The 17156-nt window shown below is 43.4% G+C and carries 12 protein-coding genes; 7 read left to right on the top strand and 5 right to left on the bottom strand.

The window, feature by feature from the left end; genetic code table 11:
- Positions 1 to 13 precede the first annotated feature (13 nt).
- The 3 genes from V7S74_RS09980 to V7S74_RS09970 are packed head-to-tail and all read right to left on the bottom strand — an operon-like array spanning position 14 to position 3351.
- On the bottom strand, positions 14 to 1507 hold the full coding sequence (locus tag V7S74_RS09980; protein ID WP_406778616.1) for a lipopolysaccharide biosynthesis protein: 1494 nt from the start codon (positions 1505 to 1507) through the stop codon (positions 14 to 16).
- A 34-nt stretch (positions 1508 to 1541) separates the two neighbouring features.
- Positions 1542 to 2294 (bottom strand): LytR/AlgR family response regulator transcription factor, encoded by a 753-nt coding sequence (locus V7S74_RS09975; protein WP_406778615.1) that lies wholly within the window; start codon positions 2292 to 2294, stop codon positions 1542 to 1544.
- A 1-nt stretch (position 2295) separates the two neighbouring features.
- Entirely contained in the window at positions 2296 to 3351 is a 1056-nt protein-coding gene (locus tag V7S74_RS09970) for a sensor histidine kinase (protein WP_406778614.1), read from the bottom strand.
- A 147-nt stretch (positions 3352 to 3498) separates the two neighbouring features.
- Here V7S74_RS09970 and V7S74_RS09965 point away from each other — a divergent pair, with 147 nt between their 5' ends.
- Both V7S74_RS09965 and V7S74_RS09960 read left to right on the top strand, forming a co-directional pair.
- Positions 3499 to 5289 (top strand): 3-keto-alpha-glucoside-1,2-lyase-like domain-containing protein, encoded by a 1791-nt coding sequence (locus V7S74_RS09965; protein ID WP_406778613.1) that lies wholly within the window; start codon positions 3499 to 3501, stop codon positions 5287 to 5289.
- A 38-nt stretch (positions 5290 to 5327) separates the two neighbouring features.
- Positions 5328 to 7133, top strand: coding sequence for a hypothetical protein (locus V7S74_RS09960; protein WP_406778612.1), 1806 nt, complete (start codon positions 5328 to 5330; stop codon positions 7131 to 7133).
- A 54-nt stretch (positions 7134 to 7187) separates the two neighbouring features.
- Here V7S74_RS09960 and V7S74_RS09955 read toward each other — a convergent pair whose 3' ends face one another.
- Positions 7188 to 7565 carry a DUF1573 domain-containing protein gene (locus tag V7S74_RS09955; RefSeq protein ID WP_406778611.1) on the bottom strand — a complete coding sequence of 126 codons (378 nt, stop codon included), beginning with the start codon at positions 7563 to 7565 and terminating at the stop codon, positions 7188 to 7190.
- A gap of 132 nt (positions 7566 to 7697) precedes the next feature.
- Here V7S74_RS09955 and V7S74_RS09950 point away from each other — a divergent pair, with 132 nt between their 5' ends.
- From V7S74_RS09950 to nuoK, 4 genes are read left to right on the top strand one after another with little or no spacing between them, the layout of a single operon-like run.
- Entirely contained in the window at positions 7698 to 10109 is a 2412-nt protein-coding gene (locus tag V7S74_RS09950) for an alpha-ketoacid dehydrogenase subunit alpha/beta (protein WP_406778610.1), read from the top strand.
- Position 10110: 1 nt separating this feature from the next.
- Positions 10111 to 10827, top strand: coding sequence for a 4Fe-4S binding protein (locus V7S74_RS09945; RefSeq protein WP_406778609.1), 717 nt, complete (start codon positions 10111 to 10113; stop codon positions 10825 to 10827).
- Positions 10827 to 11333, top strand: a complete 507-nt coding sequence (locus V7S74_RS09940) for an NADH-quinone oxidoreductase subunit J family protein (RefSeq protein ID WP_406778608.1) — start codon at positions 10827 to 10829, stop codon at positions 11331 to 11333. The genes V7S74_RS09945 and V7S74_RS09940 overlap by 1 nt, the downstream gene beginning before the upstream one ends.
- Entirely contained in the window at positions 11326 to 11631 is a 306-nt protein-coding gene (gene nuoK / locus V7S74_RS09935) for an NADH-quinone oxidoreductase subunit NuoK (RefSeq protein WP_406778607.1), read from the top strand. The genes V7S74_RS09940 and nuoK overlap by 8 nt, the downstream gene beginning before the upstream one ends.
- Here nuoK and uvrC read toward each other — a convergent pair.
- Positions 11628 to 13430 carry an excinuclease ABC subunit UvrC gene (gene uvrC / locus V7S74_RS09930; RefSeq protein ID WP_406778606.1) on the bottom strand — a complete coding sequence of 601 codons (1803 nt, stop codon included), beginning with the start codon at positions 13428 to 13430 and terminating at the stop codon, positions 11628 to 11630. The genes nuoK and uvrC overlap by 4 nt on opposite strands.
- Positions 13431 to 13921: 491 nt before the next feature.
- Here uvrC and V7S74_RS09925 point away from each other — a divergent pair, with 491 nt between their 5' ends.
- Positions 13922 to 17155 (top strand): SusC/RagA family TonB-linked outer membrane protein, encoded by a 3234-nt coding sequence (locus V7S74_RS09925; RefSeq protein ID WP_406778605.1) that lies wholly within the window; start codon positions 13922 to 13924, stop codon positions 17153 to 17155.
- Position 17156: the final 1 nt, after the last annotated feature.

Below are 17156 nucleotides of genomic sequence, written 5' to 3'. Positions count from 1 at the left end.
TTCAGTTCATTTTTCATTTCAAGGCTAAGCTAGGTTTTCCGTTTTTCCAGGAAAATTCTTGGATGAATATATAGGCCAAAATACAAATAAATCCGATGTTTTGGCTGATGATCATCGGGATTTCTAATTTGGCAAACAGCGCACCTGAAGAGATGGCTAAAACGCCTAGACTGATGTACACAATCGCTGCCATCCAGCGGTAGGGTGCGGGATCGTATTTTTGGCCCCCTACATAACACAATACCGTCATCACGATCGCTGAGGTCAGGAAGGAATAAGCGCAGGCCATATATCCGTAAACAGGGATAAATAACACGTTTCCGATCAGGGTTACCGCTAGCCCAGTCACCGTGATGACCGTTCCCATGTAGGTTTTATTCGTCTTTTTAAACCAAACCGATTGCGTATAATACACCCCTAAAAACAAGTTAGCCAGTAATAAAACGGGTACAACAGCAATGCCTTCCCAATAGATTGCCTGGCGTAAAAACAGACCTTGAATCCAGAATAAATTGGAACTCACACCCACCCACAAAATCAGGCAAACAATCACAAACCAGTGGCTCACCAAAGCTAAGTTAGCTTGGGAATTTTCTGCCGATTTAGATCCTAAAAAGAAGGGTTCCGCGGCATATTTGAACGCCTGAATGGCTAGGCTCATGAAGACTGAAAGCTTGTAACAATTTCCATAAATTCCAAGTGCATCTTCCGAAGTTCTACCGGCATAAAATCCGGCAGGTAAAAACTCCTCCAGCAATAAGCGGTCAAACATCAAGTTGAACATCGCCGCTAAACTCATGAACATGATGGGGTAGGAATACACCCATAATTTCTTCATTTCAGCGCCATCAAAAGTCCATTTGAAATCAGCAAAGGATGATCGTAGCCAATAAAATAGGCTGGCATTCGCGAGTAGGTTTGCAAGGAAAATATAACCTGCACCAATACTCGGGAAATACAGATTTTGTAAAAATTCAGGTCCCCAATGCTCTTCATGCATCGGCTTTAATAAGGCCAGGAAAAACAGATTCAGTCCAACGTTAATAAGGATGGAGACGATTTTGGCCTTCACAAATAATTGAATTTTACGCTCTAAACGAAGGCGGGCAAAAGGGATAGCGGTGACCGCATCGATGGCTAAAATCAAGGCTAGCCAGCGCATAAATTGACCTTTTCCTTCATAGCCTAGGGTAGCCATTAAGGGTTCAGCGAAAACAAATAAGCCGATGGTGAATAGGCCCGAAGTTAGGATGATCGCCGTTAAAATGATGTTGTAATAGCGCTCTGGGGCCTCTTTTGCATAACGAAAGAATGCCGTCTCCATTCCGTAGGTGTAAATAATGTTCGCGATCGCGACATAACCGTATAGTTTCACGTTCACGCCTAATTCTGCCGGAAGAAAAGCAGAGGTATGAATGAAAACCAATAAAAAATTCAACGAGCGACCCAGAATGGTACTGAATCCATAGGAGAGGGTTTCGCCGGCTAATTTTTTAAGAATGGACATGCGTTAGAATGAGGTCAATTCTCAAAGTTACAATTTATTGCTTTTGATAGCCGATGATTTGGTAAAAATGCTCAGAATAACTTTCGCTTATCGGGATGTGGTTCTCGCCAATCTTGATTTTTTGGCTTCTAATCGATTCCATTTTACTCAATGAGACGATAAACGATTTATGCACCCGGATGAAATCGGTGGAAGGCAATTTTTCCTCAATGGATTTCATCGTCATTCTACAAACCACCGGAAATTTCTGAGTTCTGAGGTGAATTTTGATGTAGTCTTTTAAACCCTCAATATAGAGAATGTCCTCCAGCATGATTTTCATCAAGGAATAATCAGCATGGATGAAAATGAACTCTAATTTAGGGGCTTCCGCTGGCTTATTTAAGACTAGTTTGCTCTTGTAATAGTCTAAGGCTTTGTGACTTGCCTTCAAAAAACGTTCAAAGTTAATGGGCTTTAAAACGTAATCGATGACATCTAAATTAAATCCGTCTAAGGCATATTGTTGGTAGGCTGTTACGAAAATGACCATTGGTTTCGTGGTCAAACTTTCTAAAAATTGCAAGCCCGTCATTCCTGGCATTTGAATGTCCAAGAAGACAAGGTCCACCGGATTATTTTCCAAATATTCTACCGCCTCCATCGCATTTCTGCAGCGTTTAACGAGTTGAAGAAAAGGGACTTTGGAAATATTATCCTCCACTAAATCTAGGGCAAGACTCTCATCGTCCACCGCTAAACATTTTAAAACGGTACCAGGTAGTTCAACTAGGCTTTCCTCTGACATATTAGATGTGTTGAATAGTGAGGGTAATTTCGAAATCCGAATCTGATTCTGTTACCGTAAGTGCATGGTTCGTAGGGTATAATAATTCCAAACGTCTTTTCACGTTCGCTAACCCAATCCCAGAACTTTCGTCTTTTTTCTCGTTTATAACAGCTCCTTTTTTGTTCGCCACATGGAAGCTAAGTTCTTTGGTCGTATCCGTTAATTCGATTTCTATCGTCGGGTTTTCAATGAAGCCTACGCCATGTTTGAAGGCATTTTCTACGAAGGGAATCAGTAACATAGGTTCGATACTGCTTGATTGAGGACCTATTTGGTGCTTGAATTGTATGTCAATATCATTGCCAAAACGGATTTTTTGCAAGTCAATATAACTCTCTAAATAGGTCAATTCTTTACTAATCGGAACAATGGAATCATTCGTCTCGTAAATCATGTAACGCATTAATTCGGATAATTTTACCACCACCGGCTCCACCATTTCGGGCTTTCTGCGGGATAGAGAAACCACACTGTTTAATACGTTAAACATAAAATGGGGGCTGATTTGAGATCTCAAGAAAGAAAGCTCAGACTTTAAGCGTTCGTTTTCCTGTTCTTTGACCTGCTCATCCTCTTTCATCCGGTCTGAAATCAGGCGATACGATGTACCGATGGCCGCATAGAATAACAACTGGAAAATCATACGCATCAATGCCCCTCTTCTCGCTCCACCCCCGGAATGATTGCCTGGGAAGAAATGGGCATAAACCCAGTGGAATAATTCTTCGTGCACGTAGAGCATGAACACAATCGCAGCTATCAGCGTCAATAAGTAGATAATGACCCCTTTTGCACGCAATAATTTAGGCAATAAGACCTCTGTATTTAAGTAAAAGAAGGGGATATTAATGACCGTGAAGCTGGTCATGTAGAAGATCCAAAAATAAGAACGGCGAATTTCTTCCGGATTATTCGAATTCGTGTTCGGTCCTAATAGAATCGGGAGCGCAATCAGGAAAGCCCAAAAAAACAGGTGCAATAGCAGGTTCCTGAGTTTAAACGTCTTTTGTATCATCGAGTTTTATTTTGCTTTTTGTAATCAGCGAATCCAAATTAAGATAATCTTCCTTATATTTCCAGTATATTTTCTACCACTATCCTGATTGTGCCGATGAAACGGCAGAATGATTTTAATTAGATTTGCTTAAACCTTGTTTTAACTATGAAAAAATTCCTCTTTTCGTTGCTGCTCGTTGCGCCTCTTTGTGCCTGGGCTCAGCAATCGATTCCTCTCACTGATTTATCCGCTTTTGACCAGCCCAGCAAGAACTGGACCATTGAGCAAGCCGTCTTTTCGAACTATTCGGACACTGCTTTTCAAGTTAGTCCTGGTCAGGGAGTTTTAGTAAATACCTTGCGCGGAGGCAAATACCACCGTAGTGATGATTTGAAGTCCAAAATGCAACACGGAGACATTCGTCTTTTAGTTGATTTTATGTTGCCTAAAGGAATGAACTCAGGTATCTATTTGCAAGGTCGCTATGAGGTACAATTATTCGATTCTTGGGGAAAGAAAATCGTTAAATACAATGATTGTGGAGGTATTTATGAGCGTTGGGATGAGGCTCGAGGAAAAGGGAATGAGGGGTATGAAGGTTATGCGCCTCGCCAAAACGCGAGTAAAGCACCCGGTCTTTGGCAGACATTAGAAATCGATTTTCAAGCACCTCGCTTCGATGCGAATGGCCGCAAAACGGCGAATGCCATCTTCAAAAAAGTCATTTTAAATGGGATTGTAGTACAAGAAAATATCGAAGTTTCTGGCTTGACCCGCGGTGCTATTTTTGATAAGGAAGCGCCTTTTGGGCCCATCTTAATTCAAGGAGATCATGGCCCGATCGCGTTCCGAAACTTGCGCTACGAAACGTACGAAAAGCCAACGGCTTCTCTTGGCGAAGTTTCCTACGATTATTACACGGGTAAATTTACGGACCCTATTACACCTACCACTAGCCCAGCTAAATCAGGTAAAATTCCAGCTTTAACCTACCGTGTTATTCCGGTGAACAATGATTATTTGATTCACTACAAAGCTGAATTAAGCATTCCAGAAGATGATAATTACGAATTTCAAACCTATTGGACAGGCTCAGGTGAATTGAAAATTGATGGCAAGGTTTTGAACAATGGAGCCCATTGGTTTAATGAAATGGTGCCGGCATCTACTTTCCTGAAGGCAGGTAAACACCAATTAGAAATTATTCACATCAAGGATTTCCCTTGGGGTCCTAAGGCTTTGGGTTTAAACGTGAAACGCATCGGAGCTCGCTTGGTTTCCTTGCATGAAAGAACTTCGCTATTAGATCCAGATGCGGTGGGATTAATCGAAGTGAAGGCAAATGCGGAACCGGTATTGCAGCGTTCATTCGCCTTTCATTTAGGAAAGAAAAAGACCCATGTGATTCAGGTGGGAGACCCAGCGGGGATACACTATTCGTATGATTTGAAGCAAGGGGCGATCTTGCAGGTTTGGCGTGGTAAATTCTTAGATGCGACTCAAATGTGGGATAACCGCGGCGAGCCACAAACCTCTGAGCCGCTAGGCTTAAACGTCGTTCAAGACGGGAAATTCCCTTTAGTTTTAGCGCACCAAGTTCAACCTGATTCAACCGAATTAGTCTACAAGGGCTATCGCTTGGAGGCCGGAAGACCGGTATTCATGTACGATTGGACGGCGGCAAAATTGCGGGTAGAGGATCGCATTCAGCCAGCGGGTAATGGGCTTCGTAGAACCCTGAGTTTAGTGGGGGCAAGTCCACAAAAAAGTGATGTGGAGGCAGTTTTAGCCACAGGGCATCATTTGTCTATCCTACAAAACGGTCTAGCTTCGCAGCCTGGAAACTTTATCGAGTGGAAAGGAGCGGCAGCTGAACTGCTGAAAACGCCGGCTGGAGCGCAACAAATTCGGGTGCCATTTTCAGGGGCACAATTCACCTTTGATTTGATTTGGTAATGATGAAAAAATATACCGCTTTTTTACTCTTGTTTTCTATGGCGCTAGGCGCCTTTGCACAAACAAAACCAACTCCTAAAAAGGAGCAGGATTATTATGAAATTAAGACGCTTCCGATACCAAAAGAGATTTACCTCGAGGTGGGTGGACTCGCTACGATGCCGGATGGCCGATTAGCGGTGAGTACGCGTCGAGGGGAGATTTGGATTGTGGAGAATCCATACCAAAAAACAAGTCACCAAACCTATTACCGCCGCTTTGCGAGTGGATTGCATGAGGTATTAGGTTTAGCTTACAAGGATGGTGCATTTTACTGCTCTCAGCGGGGTGAATTGACGAAGATTTCAGACACAGATCGCGATGGCGTAGCGGATCTTTATGAGCCTATCTACACCTTCGATTTATCAGGTAATTACCACGAATATACCTACGGTCCAGTGATTGATAAGAACGGGGATATGTGGGTGAGTTTGAACTTGGCCTGGGTAGGTTTTGGTGAAGGTAAGTTTGCCAAATGGCGCGGCTGGTTCGTTAAAATCACTCCAGACGGAAAATTAGAGCCTTTTGCAGGTGGTTTACGTTCGCCGGCAGGTTATAGCTTTAACGACGAAGGCGATTTGTTTTATGGCGAAAACCAAGGTGACTGGGTAGGTTCTGGTCGTGTAACACATTTAGCAAAAGGTGATTTTGCTGGTAATCCTGGCGGATTAAAATGGGCTAAAGAGCCTAATAGTCCATTGAAACTAAGCCTGGAAGAAATCCAAGATAATGGTTCGCCGATGTTTGAGGCAGCGAAGAAAAATCCTAAGATTAAATTGCCAGCCGTTTGGTTCCCACATGCGATCATGGGTATTTCTACCTCTGATATCTTACAGGATACGACGAAAGGCAAGTTTAGCCCCTTCCCAGGACAGTATTTCGTAGCCGATCAAGGCCAATCGAAAGTGATGCGCATGGGTCTGGAGAAAGTGAACGGTGTATACCAAGGTTTTGCCATTAACTACCGCGAAGGTTTCCAATCCGGTATTTTGCGTGAGCGTTTTGGGCTTGATGGTAGCATGTTCGTGGGTATGACCTCCCGTGGTTGGGGAAGTACAGGGAAAGATGAGTATGGTTTACAGCGCCTTTTCTGGAACGGAAACATGCCTTTCGAGATCGACATGATCAAGGCGAAATCAGACGGATTCGAGTTCAGCTTTACACAGCCAGTGGATGTAAATTCCGTTAAAAAGGCAGCTTCCTACGCTATTCGATCGTATATCTACAAATACCAGCACCAATATGGTAGCCCGATTATCGAGTTAAAAGACTTGAAAATTAAGGGGGTAGAAGTCTCAGCAGACCGCAAGAAAGTGCGCATCTCCATCGATGGAATTCGCCAATTCTTTATTCATGAATTTACCTTGAAAGGGGTGTTGAATGAGAAAGGGGAGCCTTTATTGCATGAGACGGCTTATTATACCTTGAATGAGATTCCAAAGGGTCCAGCTTTAGTGGCGGCGGCACCTCAGGATGAAATCCATGTGAAGGTGACAGAGGTGAAAGTAGTGAGTAAAGGTTTAGGCTACGAATTAGCGATCTCTAATTTACTGAAGAAACATACCTGCTCTGCTTGCCACGCAAAAGACAGCAAACTAGTAGGCCCAGCGTTCACGGAAATTGCGAAACGCAATTATTCAAATCAGCAGATTTTAGATTTAGTCTATAAGCCTAGGCCTGAAAACTGGCCTGACTTTGCCACTGAAATGGCACCGATGAGCCATGTACCCAAGGCAGATGTGCTGAAGATCGCCGGCTGGATCAATGGCCTACGAGAAAAAGAAGGTCTTAAGAACCGTGATTAACAAAAAAAGCTCTCGGCGATGAACTGAGAGCTTTTTTTTATAAATCTGTGCGAATTATCTTTTCGCTGCTACGCTACCTTGAATCGCTAAAACGATTTGAGAAACCTCCCCGTTATTAATAACTGTTACGGTTTTATTGAAATTACCAGGACGACCTGCTGAATTAAAAGAAGCAGTTACTTTTCCTGTTTTACCTGGCATAACCGGCTCTCTTGTCCATTCTGGAGTCGTACAGCCACAAGAAGGCTGAACGTTAGAGATAACTACGGGAGTTTTACCTGTATTCGTGAATTCAAAGCTGTAAGTAGCGATCGTTCCTTCAGTAATCGTGCCAAAATCATGCTTCTCTTGCTTGAATTTCAATGCACCTTGGGCATTCGAAGTAAAGGCAAAGCCCAATACAAGCGCAAATAGGGCGATTAATTTTTTCATATGTAAATTCATTGGTTTTATGTAGAGTTCAAATCTATAAACAATTAAAGATTTCGGCAAGTTTCTTGTCTGGATTCTGTTTGGACGCCGAGGATTTTGTTGTATTTTTACGTGTTTAATAAGACGAAGCATTTGAATTCATTTACCTTTTCTTCACCTGACCTTTCATTCGATCCTGCTGGGGTGCTGGAAGACTACCGCTTAGCTGCTATCAGCCGCGCTTGTAGCCTTTTAGTGCGTAAAGAGGTGTTTTCAGGTCGGGCGAAATTCGGTATTTATGGGGATGGTAAAGAAGTCTGCCAAATCGCTTTAGCGCGCTCCATGCGCCCCGGAGACTATATTTCGGGCTATTACCGAGACCAAACTATTGGTGCTGCTATCGGAGATTTAACTTGGCCTCAGTACTTTGCCCAGTTGTATGGTCATCCTGATATTCAATTTGACCCACATTCTGGTGGTCGCCAAATGAATAACCACCACGCTACTAGGTGGTTAAATGAGGAGGGAAAATGGCTAAATCAAACTACTCGCTATAACACCGTGGCCGGCATTTCCTCCACCGCAGGTCAAATTCCCCGCGCTTTAGGGATTGCGTATGCCTCTAAAATGTACCGCGAAAGAGCGGATTTAAAGGACCACGAAGCCCTTTTTTCGAACAAAGGTCAAGAGGTTTGTTTCACCACCATCGGTGATGCATCTACGTCTGAGGGGATGTTTTTAGAGTGTATTAATGCTGCTGGTGTATTGCAAATTCCGATCGTATTCTCTGTTTGGGACGACGGTTACGGTATTTCGGTTCCGATTGAATTTCAAACAACAAAATCGTCCATTTCTAAGGCTCTAGCGGGTTATCAGCGCAATGAGCATGAGAAAGGATTAGAAATTATACAAGTGAAAGCCTGGGATTATCCAGGTTTAATTGCGGCTTATCAGCGCGCGGCAAATCTAGCGCGTACGGAATTTGTTCCTTGCCTAGTTCACGTGATTGAATGCACGCAGCCCCAAGGACACTCCGCATCCGGTTCGCATGAACGCTATAAGTCAACAGAGCGTTTAGCTTGGGAGCAGGAGGCAGATTGTAATGCCCTGTTCCGTGAATGGGTTTTGGCAAAAAATATCGCCACAGAAGAGGCGCTTAAAGCCATCGATGAAGAGGCAAGTGTTTTAGCTCGCAAATACCAGAAAGAGGCTTTTTCGTCCTATATGGCTTCAGTTGATGTAGATAAGAAAGCTTTTTTACGCATTGCGAAAAGTCTGTTGGAATCGACAAATGAGCCGAGTTTATTGCAGCCCATTATTGATGAGTTAAACGCCTTACCTTATCCAATTTTCAGTGATTTAGTGCGGGCAGGTCGCAAGACTTTACGCGCTTTCCGCTTCTACCAAGGTCCCGCGGTTAAGTTACTTAGAAAGTGGCTCGACGACTTGGAAAAGCTGAATCGCAGACGATTCAGTTCGCACCAAATGAGTGAGTCTGACGAGTCCCCTCTCTTAATCATGGGAGTAAAACCTACCTATGAAAAGGAACCCGTTTTAGTCGATGGTCGGGAGATATTAAACAAGGCATTTTCGCATTTTTTAGAGGATCCACGCGTATTTATCCTCGGAGAGGACGTCGGAAAAATTGGGGATGTGAATCAAACGCTTGCGGGTTTACAAGATAAATTCGGCCCCTTAAAAGTAACCGATACCGGTATTCGTGAAGTGAGTATTGTAGGCCAAGGAATCGGAGCCTCGATGCGTGGTTTGCGACCGATTGTAGAGATTCAATATTTAGATTACATATTCTACCCATTCCCGGTTTTATCGGATGATTGGGCTTGCTTGCATTACCGTACAGCTGGGGGCCAAAAAGCCCCGATGATTCTGAGAACCAGAGGACATCGTTTAGAGGGAATTTGGCATTCAGGAAGCCCTATGGCCGTTTTAATTAACGGATTACGTGGCGTACATTTCTGCGTACCACGTAACATGACGCAGGCGGCTGGGATGTATAGAACCTTGTTGAAAGGCGACGATCCAGGAATTGTGATCGAATGCTTGAACGGATATCGCTTGAAAGAGCCAATGCCGTCGAATTTAACAGAGATCGAAGTGCCGCTCGGTATTCCAGAAATCTTGCGTGAGGGAACGGATATAACCATTGTGACCTATGGATCGATGTGCCGTATTGTGATGGAGGCGGCTGAAACTTTGGCTGGATTAGGCATTTCTGTGGAAGTCATTGATGTCCAAACTTTATTGCCTTTCGATCGCCACCATAGCATTTTGGCTTCGATTCAAAAGACACACCGGGTCATTTTTGCGGATGAAGACATGCCTGGCGGAGCTTCTGCCTACATGATGCAAGAAGTGCTAGACAAACAGGGGGCATTTACCTGGCTAGAAAGTCCAGCCGTTTGTATTGCAGCTACGGCCCACCGTCCGGCCTACAGCTCGGATGGGGATTATTTCTCCAAGCCTAACGCAGAAAACGTCGTGGATGCCGTGTATGAAATCATGCGGGAATCAGATCCATCGACGTATCCAGCGATTTATTTTTAAAATGAAAGCGTATTTTCAATCCATCTGGGCAGGAATACAAAGCACTCGAAAGGGGATGGCTTTGACGTGGAAACACGCCTGGGCGGCTCGAAATCAACGCAGCGTTCAAGATATCCAAGATCCTGATTATTTTAATCAGAAAGCTGGTATTGTCACCTTGCAATACCCGCAGCAACAAATCCCCACTCCCGTTAACGGTCGATATCAATTGCACAACGAGATGGACGATTGCATCGTCTGCGATAAATGTGTGAAAGTGTGTCCGGTAGACTGTATTGAGATTGATCCCATTAAAGCCACAGGCCTAGTTGGCACCGCTTCGGATGGTTCGCCCATTCGTTTATACGCCGCGAAGTTTGACATCGATATGTCCAAATGCTGCTTCTGTGGACTTTGTACGACGGTTTGTCCGACGGAGTGTTTGACAATGACTTCAGAATATGACTTCTCGGTCTTCGACGTGAAGGATCACAATTTCGCTTTCGCCAATTTAACTCCGGAACAAGCGGACGAAAAACGCGCGTTGTACGAACAATTTGTGGCGGAGAAAGAAGCAGCAAAAGAGGCGGCTAAAGATGTAGCGAAAACGGCAGAACCAGCGAAAACGGCAGAAACTGCTTCAGAGTCGACTGAGGAAAAACCGGCTGCTCCTAAGCCCGCCTTCAAACCCGCTTTCAAGCCTAGCTTTAAACCAAAACCTAAACCAGACGCCGAATAATGAGTCCGCTTGTCATCGCCTTCTTGGTGTTAGCCTTATTAACGTGTGGAAGCGCTTTAGCGATGCTTTGGACGAAAAATCTATTGCATGCCGCCTTAGCGATGTTTCTAACGATGCTCGGTCTGGCTGGACTTTACGTCTTAGCCTTTGCAGATGTGTTAGCCGTGGCGCATTTATTAGTCTACGTGGGTGGCGTATTGATTTTGATTCTATTCGGGATCATGTTAACGAATCAAACGGACCCAGCGACCGGCAAAAATCATTTAATGACCCGCGAATCGAATCGCTTATTGCCTATCTCTGTGGGTCTTTCCTTTTTTCTAGGCTTATTTTGGGTTTTCACAAAAGGACCCTGGGTTAACAATTTACCCGTGACTGGTGGATCTAAATTAAGGGAGGTCGGATTAGGTCTTTTGACTGAATATGCATTCCCCTTCGAATTAGCCGGGGTATTTTTATTGATTGCCTTGATAGGCGCCACCTTTGTTGCGAAAAACCATGACTGATATTCCGGTGATTTACTTCTTGTGGGTGTCTGCCTTTCTGTTTGCGACGGGATTGACGATTTTGCTTTTGAAGAAAAATACCATTTTCGTCCTGATGGGAATCGAGTTGATTTTGAATGCGGCTAATTTGAATTTGGTCGCGTTTTCGAAAAATGATCCTTCGATGCAGGGTCTTTACTTGAGCATTTTTGTTTTAGTGGTGGGGGTTTGCGAGATGGCGATTGCGCTAGCGATCATTCTGCAGGTGTATCGAAATTACCGGGCCATCGAAGTGGATCAGTTCAAATCCGAATACTAGAGGTTTTCTAATTGCTTTTTGAATTTGAGGGCCTTCATTTTGCCTAAGACTTTGGCCAAATCATCCTCCGACGCTTCCTTCAAAGCGGTTACTGTCCCAAAAGCCTTCAATAATTTCGCTGCCGTCAATTTCCCAATCCCATCCATGGTCTCCAGCTGGGAAACAATAAAGTTTTTACTACGCTTATTCCGGTGCGCCGTAATCCCGAAGCGGTGAGCCTCATCCCGCAACTGCTGAATCAACTTCAGGGACTCCGATTTCTTATCTATATATAAAGGAAGGCTGTCCTCTGGAAAATAGATCTCCTCTAATCGCTTCGCGATACCAATGATCGGAATCTGTCCATATAAGCCGATGGCCTTCAGCGCATCACAAGCAGAACTTAGCTGGCCTTTTCCTCCATCGACAATAATTAAATCCGGTAATTCCGATTCCTCTTCTAATAAACGCGTATATCGACGGGTAATCACCTCGTGCATGGTGGCAAAATCGTCAGGCCCCTCCACCGTTTTCGGCGTGAAGATGCGGTAATCCTTTTTAGAGGGTAGCGAATTCTTAAAGCAAACCATCGCTGAAACGGGGTTGGTTCCCTGCAGGTTCGAGTTATCGAAACATTCAATGTGCTTAGGCAAGTCAGTAAGGCGAAGATCATTTTTCAATTTGATCATCACGCGCATCTTTCGGTCGCCGCCACTCTCCTCGGCCGCCTTGCGATCCGCCTTTTCTTTTCTAAAGTACAAAACGTTCTTTAAGGACATGTCAAGAAGCTTCCGCTTATCACCTTGACTTGGCAACGAATTGCGCGCTCCCTCGAACTCGATCGACATGGGGATGTTGGTGATAATTTCTTTGGCCTTACTCTGAAACTGATCTCGCTTCTCCCAAATCAACATCGTCAGCAATTCTGCCTCATCTTCCTCCAGCTTCTTTTTGACTTCCCAGGTCTGTGACTGCAAAATCGTTCCGTTAATGACTTTCATGAAGTTAATATAGGCCAAAGATTCATCCGACACCATCGAAAACACATCCACATCATGGATCGACGGATTCACGACCGTGGACTTCGCCTGGAAATTCTCTAGGAGCTGCCACTTTTCTTTCCACTCCTGCGCTTTTTCAAAGGCTAGTAGGGTGGAGGCCTCCTGCATTTGGGTAATGAAGAAGCTTTTTGCCTTTTGGTAATTGCCCTTCAAAATCTGAGACACCTGATCAATATACTCCATATACCGCGCCTCCTGCTCTAAACCCTCGCAGGGTCCTTTGCAATTGCCGATATGGTATTCTAAGCAAACCTTGTATTTCCCTGCCTCGATGTTAGCCTCCTTTAAATTTAAGGCGCAAGTCCTTAAGGGATACAGCTGATGCAACATCTCCAGTAGGGCGTTCATCAATTTCGGATTCGCATAAGGCCCAAAAAACGTCCCAATCGAATGATTAATCCTTCTTTCTGTGATTAGTCTAGGGAAACGCTCTCTGGTCAAACAAATAAACGGGTAGGTTTTGTCATCCCGTAACAAGATATTGTACTTCGGTTGAAACTGCTTTATGAGCGTATTTTCGAGCAATAAGGCATCGAATTCCGAATGCACGATCGTAAACTCCAAATTGCGGATCTGCGAAACGAGTCGCCTCGTTTTATTGTCCTTCCCTTTCGTATTCGTGAAATAGGAACTGACGCGATTTTTTAAATTCTTCGCCTTCCCTATATAGATGATGGTCCCGCTTTCATCGAAATAGCGATACACGCCCGGTTCTTCGGGTAGGGTAGGCAAGATGGATTTAGGGTCGAAAGTGGACATAGGCCAAAATTAAGCAAAAATATCTTCTTTGTGATTTTTGTAATTATCCAAGGTGGCTCTTTCCATATTCCCCCTAGATTATGTCCCTGTTAAGGAGGTGTTAGGGATTGGCAAATTCACGACAAAATACCCTTTTCTGCCGACCAAAGACGAAGGCTCTATTGTATTAAAAAGATGAAATAGGCCTCTAAATGCATCATTAGGGGAATACTACTATTTAAAATAAAAAAAATGAAAAAATATCTGCTAAATGCTTGCGGGAATTGTAAGTATTGGACATATTTGGTCCTATGTAATAGTGTAGCATAGTTGATATAGGTCATCTATTTCCGATTCGCTCATGCTGTACTATTGTATTATTTGAAGATTTGTTTGACACTAAACCTATTTAAAATTTTAAACTATTTTATTCACCTAATCAGAAAGGAGGCACATAGAACATCAAAACTCGAAACCCAAAATTTAATTTAAAAACTAACTTAATCTTTATTATGAAAAACAATTTTTACCAAAGTCTACGAGGCTTTCTTTTGCTAGCAATAGTAATGCTTGGAAGCTTCTCGTCATTTGCCCAAGACCGCAAGGTTACAGGTAAAGTCTCTGGGACAGATTCTCAGGGAATTCCAGGTGTTAGTATCTTAGTTAAAGGAACAAACACAGGAGCTACTACAGATGTTAACGGTGCATTCTCTGTAACTGTTAAGTCTGCAACTGCAGTTTTGAATATCACAGCTGTAGGTTACAAATCACAATCAATTACAGTAGGTTCTCAATCTTCTATTAACGTAACGTTACAAGAAGATAATTCTCAGTTAGACGAGGTAATCGTAACAGGTTACTCTGTAACTAACAAGAAGGAGTCTACAGCGGCAGCTTCAATCGTAAAAGCGAAGGATTTGCAAATTGCACCTTCAGGAAACGTTGAGCAGCAATTACAAGGTCGTGTAGCCGGTGTTACTTTGATCACGAACGGACAACCAGGTACGAACAGTATCATCCGTGTACGTGGTTTCGGTGCATTTGGTGGTAACGAGCCATTGTATGTTGTGGATGGAGTTCCAGTAGGAACGACGGATTTCCTTTCTCCAGATGATATCGAGTCTACTACGGTCCTTAAGGATGCGGCAGCAGCTTCTATCTATGGTGCTCGTGCGGCGAACGGTGTAATCGTTTATACGACTAAGCGTGGTGCGCGTAACAAAGGTATCACAGTTACTTATGATGGATTGTACGGTGGTACTGACCCTAACGTAGGTGGTGTAGCTAAAATGTTAACTCCTCAAGAGCAAGCTGATTGGACTCACGTAGCTTACCGTAACAACGCGGCAGCTAACGGAACTGCAGTTGCTTATACTCACCCTCAGTATGGAACTTCTGCGCAAGCAACTTTACCTACTTACTTGCACTTCAACGGTGCTAACGGTGTAAACTCTGGTGACTTAGCAGCAGCTCAAGCAGCTTATGCAGCTAATCCATTGACTACTTTCGTTATTAAGACAAACAAAGCAGGAACTAACTGGTACGATGAAATCACCCGTTTCGGATCGACAATGCGTCACTCTTTAGGTATCCAAGGTGGTACAGATAAAGGTCGTTTCTACTTAGGTTTATCTGGACAAGAGCAACAAGGTATCTTGATTCAAAATGATTTCAAGCGTTATTCAGCTCGTTTTAACTCAGAGTTTGACTTAGGAAAGAAAGTTCGCGTGGGCGAAAACATCCAAATGACGTATCGTTCAGTGCGTGGTCAAGCAGGTGGTAACAACGGTTTAGGTGTGGCTGCTGATGAGTCAGTAATCTTATCTGCTTACCGTATGCCTACAGCGATTCCAGTTTACGATGAGTTCGGAAGCTTTGCATCTACTAAGGCTGCTGGTTTTAACAACCCTCGTAACCCAGTTCGTCAAATCTTACGTAATAACGTAAATGACAATAACTACAACGCATCTGCATTTGGTAATGTGTATGTAGAGTATGAGCCAATCAAAGATTTAATTATCAAATCTTCAGTAGGTGGTCAATACTCAGGATATGCTTACAAAGATTATAACTACAAATATTTAGGTGATTCAGAGCCAGAGGCTTCTAACTCATTCTATGAAGGATCAGGTTATAACTTTGCTTACACGTTCACTAACACAGCGGCTTACAAGACGAAGTGGAGAAAGCACGGAGTAACTGCTTTAGTAGGTATGGAGGCATTGAACACAGGTGCAGGTCGTCAGATCTCTGGTTCAGGTATTAATCCATTCTCAATGGATACAGACTTCGTAACTTTATCTTCTGTACAATCTCCAGTAGTAAACTCTGGTTTATATTCAGGTGTTAATTTCTACTCTTTATTCTCTAAGGTAGATTATAACTTTAACGAGAAGTATTACTTAACAGGAGTTGTTCGTCGTGACGGATCATCTCGTTTCGGTCCTGAGAATCGTTATGGTATTTTCCCTGCAGTATCTGCTGCTTGGAGAGTAACATCTGAGGAGTTCATGAAAGATCTTCCTGCTATCTCTGATTTAAAAATCCGTGGTGGTTGGGGTTTAATGGGTAACTCAAACAACGTAGACCCAGCTAACCAATTCTCTTTATATGCTGCGAATCGTGGTAACTCATTCTATGCAATCGATGGTCAATCATCTGGAGCAAACGAAGGTTATTTCCGTTCTCGTATTGGTAACCCAGCTGCGAAGTGGGAGACTTCAGAAACAATGAACGTTGGTTTTGATGCAACTCTTTACAATGGTAAGTGGGAAATCGTATTAGACGTTTGGAGAAAAGATACACGTGATTTATTATTCAACGTGCCTCTTCCAGCGGTAGTAGGTAACTCTGCATCTGCTCCTTCAGTAAACGTGGCGAAAATGCGTAACCAAGGTATTGATTTCCAAATCATCAACCGTGGTAACTTAACTTCAGATTTGAAATATGAATTAACATTCAATAACTCATTCTTGAAGAACGAAATCGTTGCATTTGCTCCAGGTATCACTAACTTAACAGGTGGTGCATTCCGTGGAATTACACCAGTACGTATGGAAGTAGGTCGTTCTTTATCTTCTTTCTACGGATACCAGGTAATCGGTTACTTCAACTCAGCTGCTGAAGTTGCTTCATCTCCAGCGCAAGATGGTAAAGGCTTAGGTCGTTTCCGTTATGCTGATATCAACGGTGATGGAAAAATCACAACGGATGACCGTACATACTTAGGTTCTCCAGTTCCTACTTACACAGGTGGTATCAACGTAGGTTTAACTTACAAAGATTTTGAATTCGCTACGTATTTATACGCTTCTGCTGGAAACAAAATCTGGAACCAATCTAAGTGGTTTACAGACTTCTTCGGAACGTTTGAAGGATCAGGAAAAGGTGAGCGCGCTAAGCAATCATGGACTCCAGAATTAGGAAACAGCGCTGCTGCTCCGATTTGGGAATCAAACTCTAACATGTCAACTTCAGGTGCTGCTAACTCATGGTATGTAGAAGATGGTGATTACATCCGTATTCAAAACATCTCTTTAGGATACAACATTCCTAAGAACTACACTTCTAAGTTAGGTATCAAGCGTGCGAAGTTTACGTTATCAGCTAACAACATCTTCACTATCACTAAATACAAAGGTTTAGATCCAGGTGTAGGTGGTGCAGCTGATACAGGATTTGGTATTGATGTGGGTAACTACCCAGTGACTCGTTCATTCAACGCATCAATTAACTTAACTTTTTAAT

Origin of the sequence: Aquirufa novilacunae (assembly GCF_045310505.1) — a bacterium.
Taxonomy (GTDB): domain Bacteria; phylum Bacteroidota; class Bacteroidia; order Cytophagales; family Spirosomataceae; genus Aquirufa; species Aquirufa novilacunae.
The sequence above is the reverse complement of the archived record's forward strand: the minus strand, read 5'-3'. Positions and strand labels throughout refer to the sequence as shown.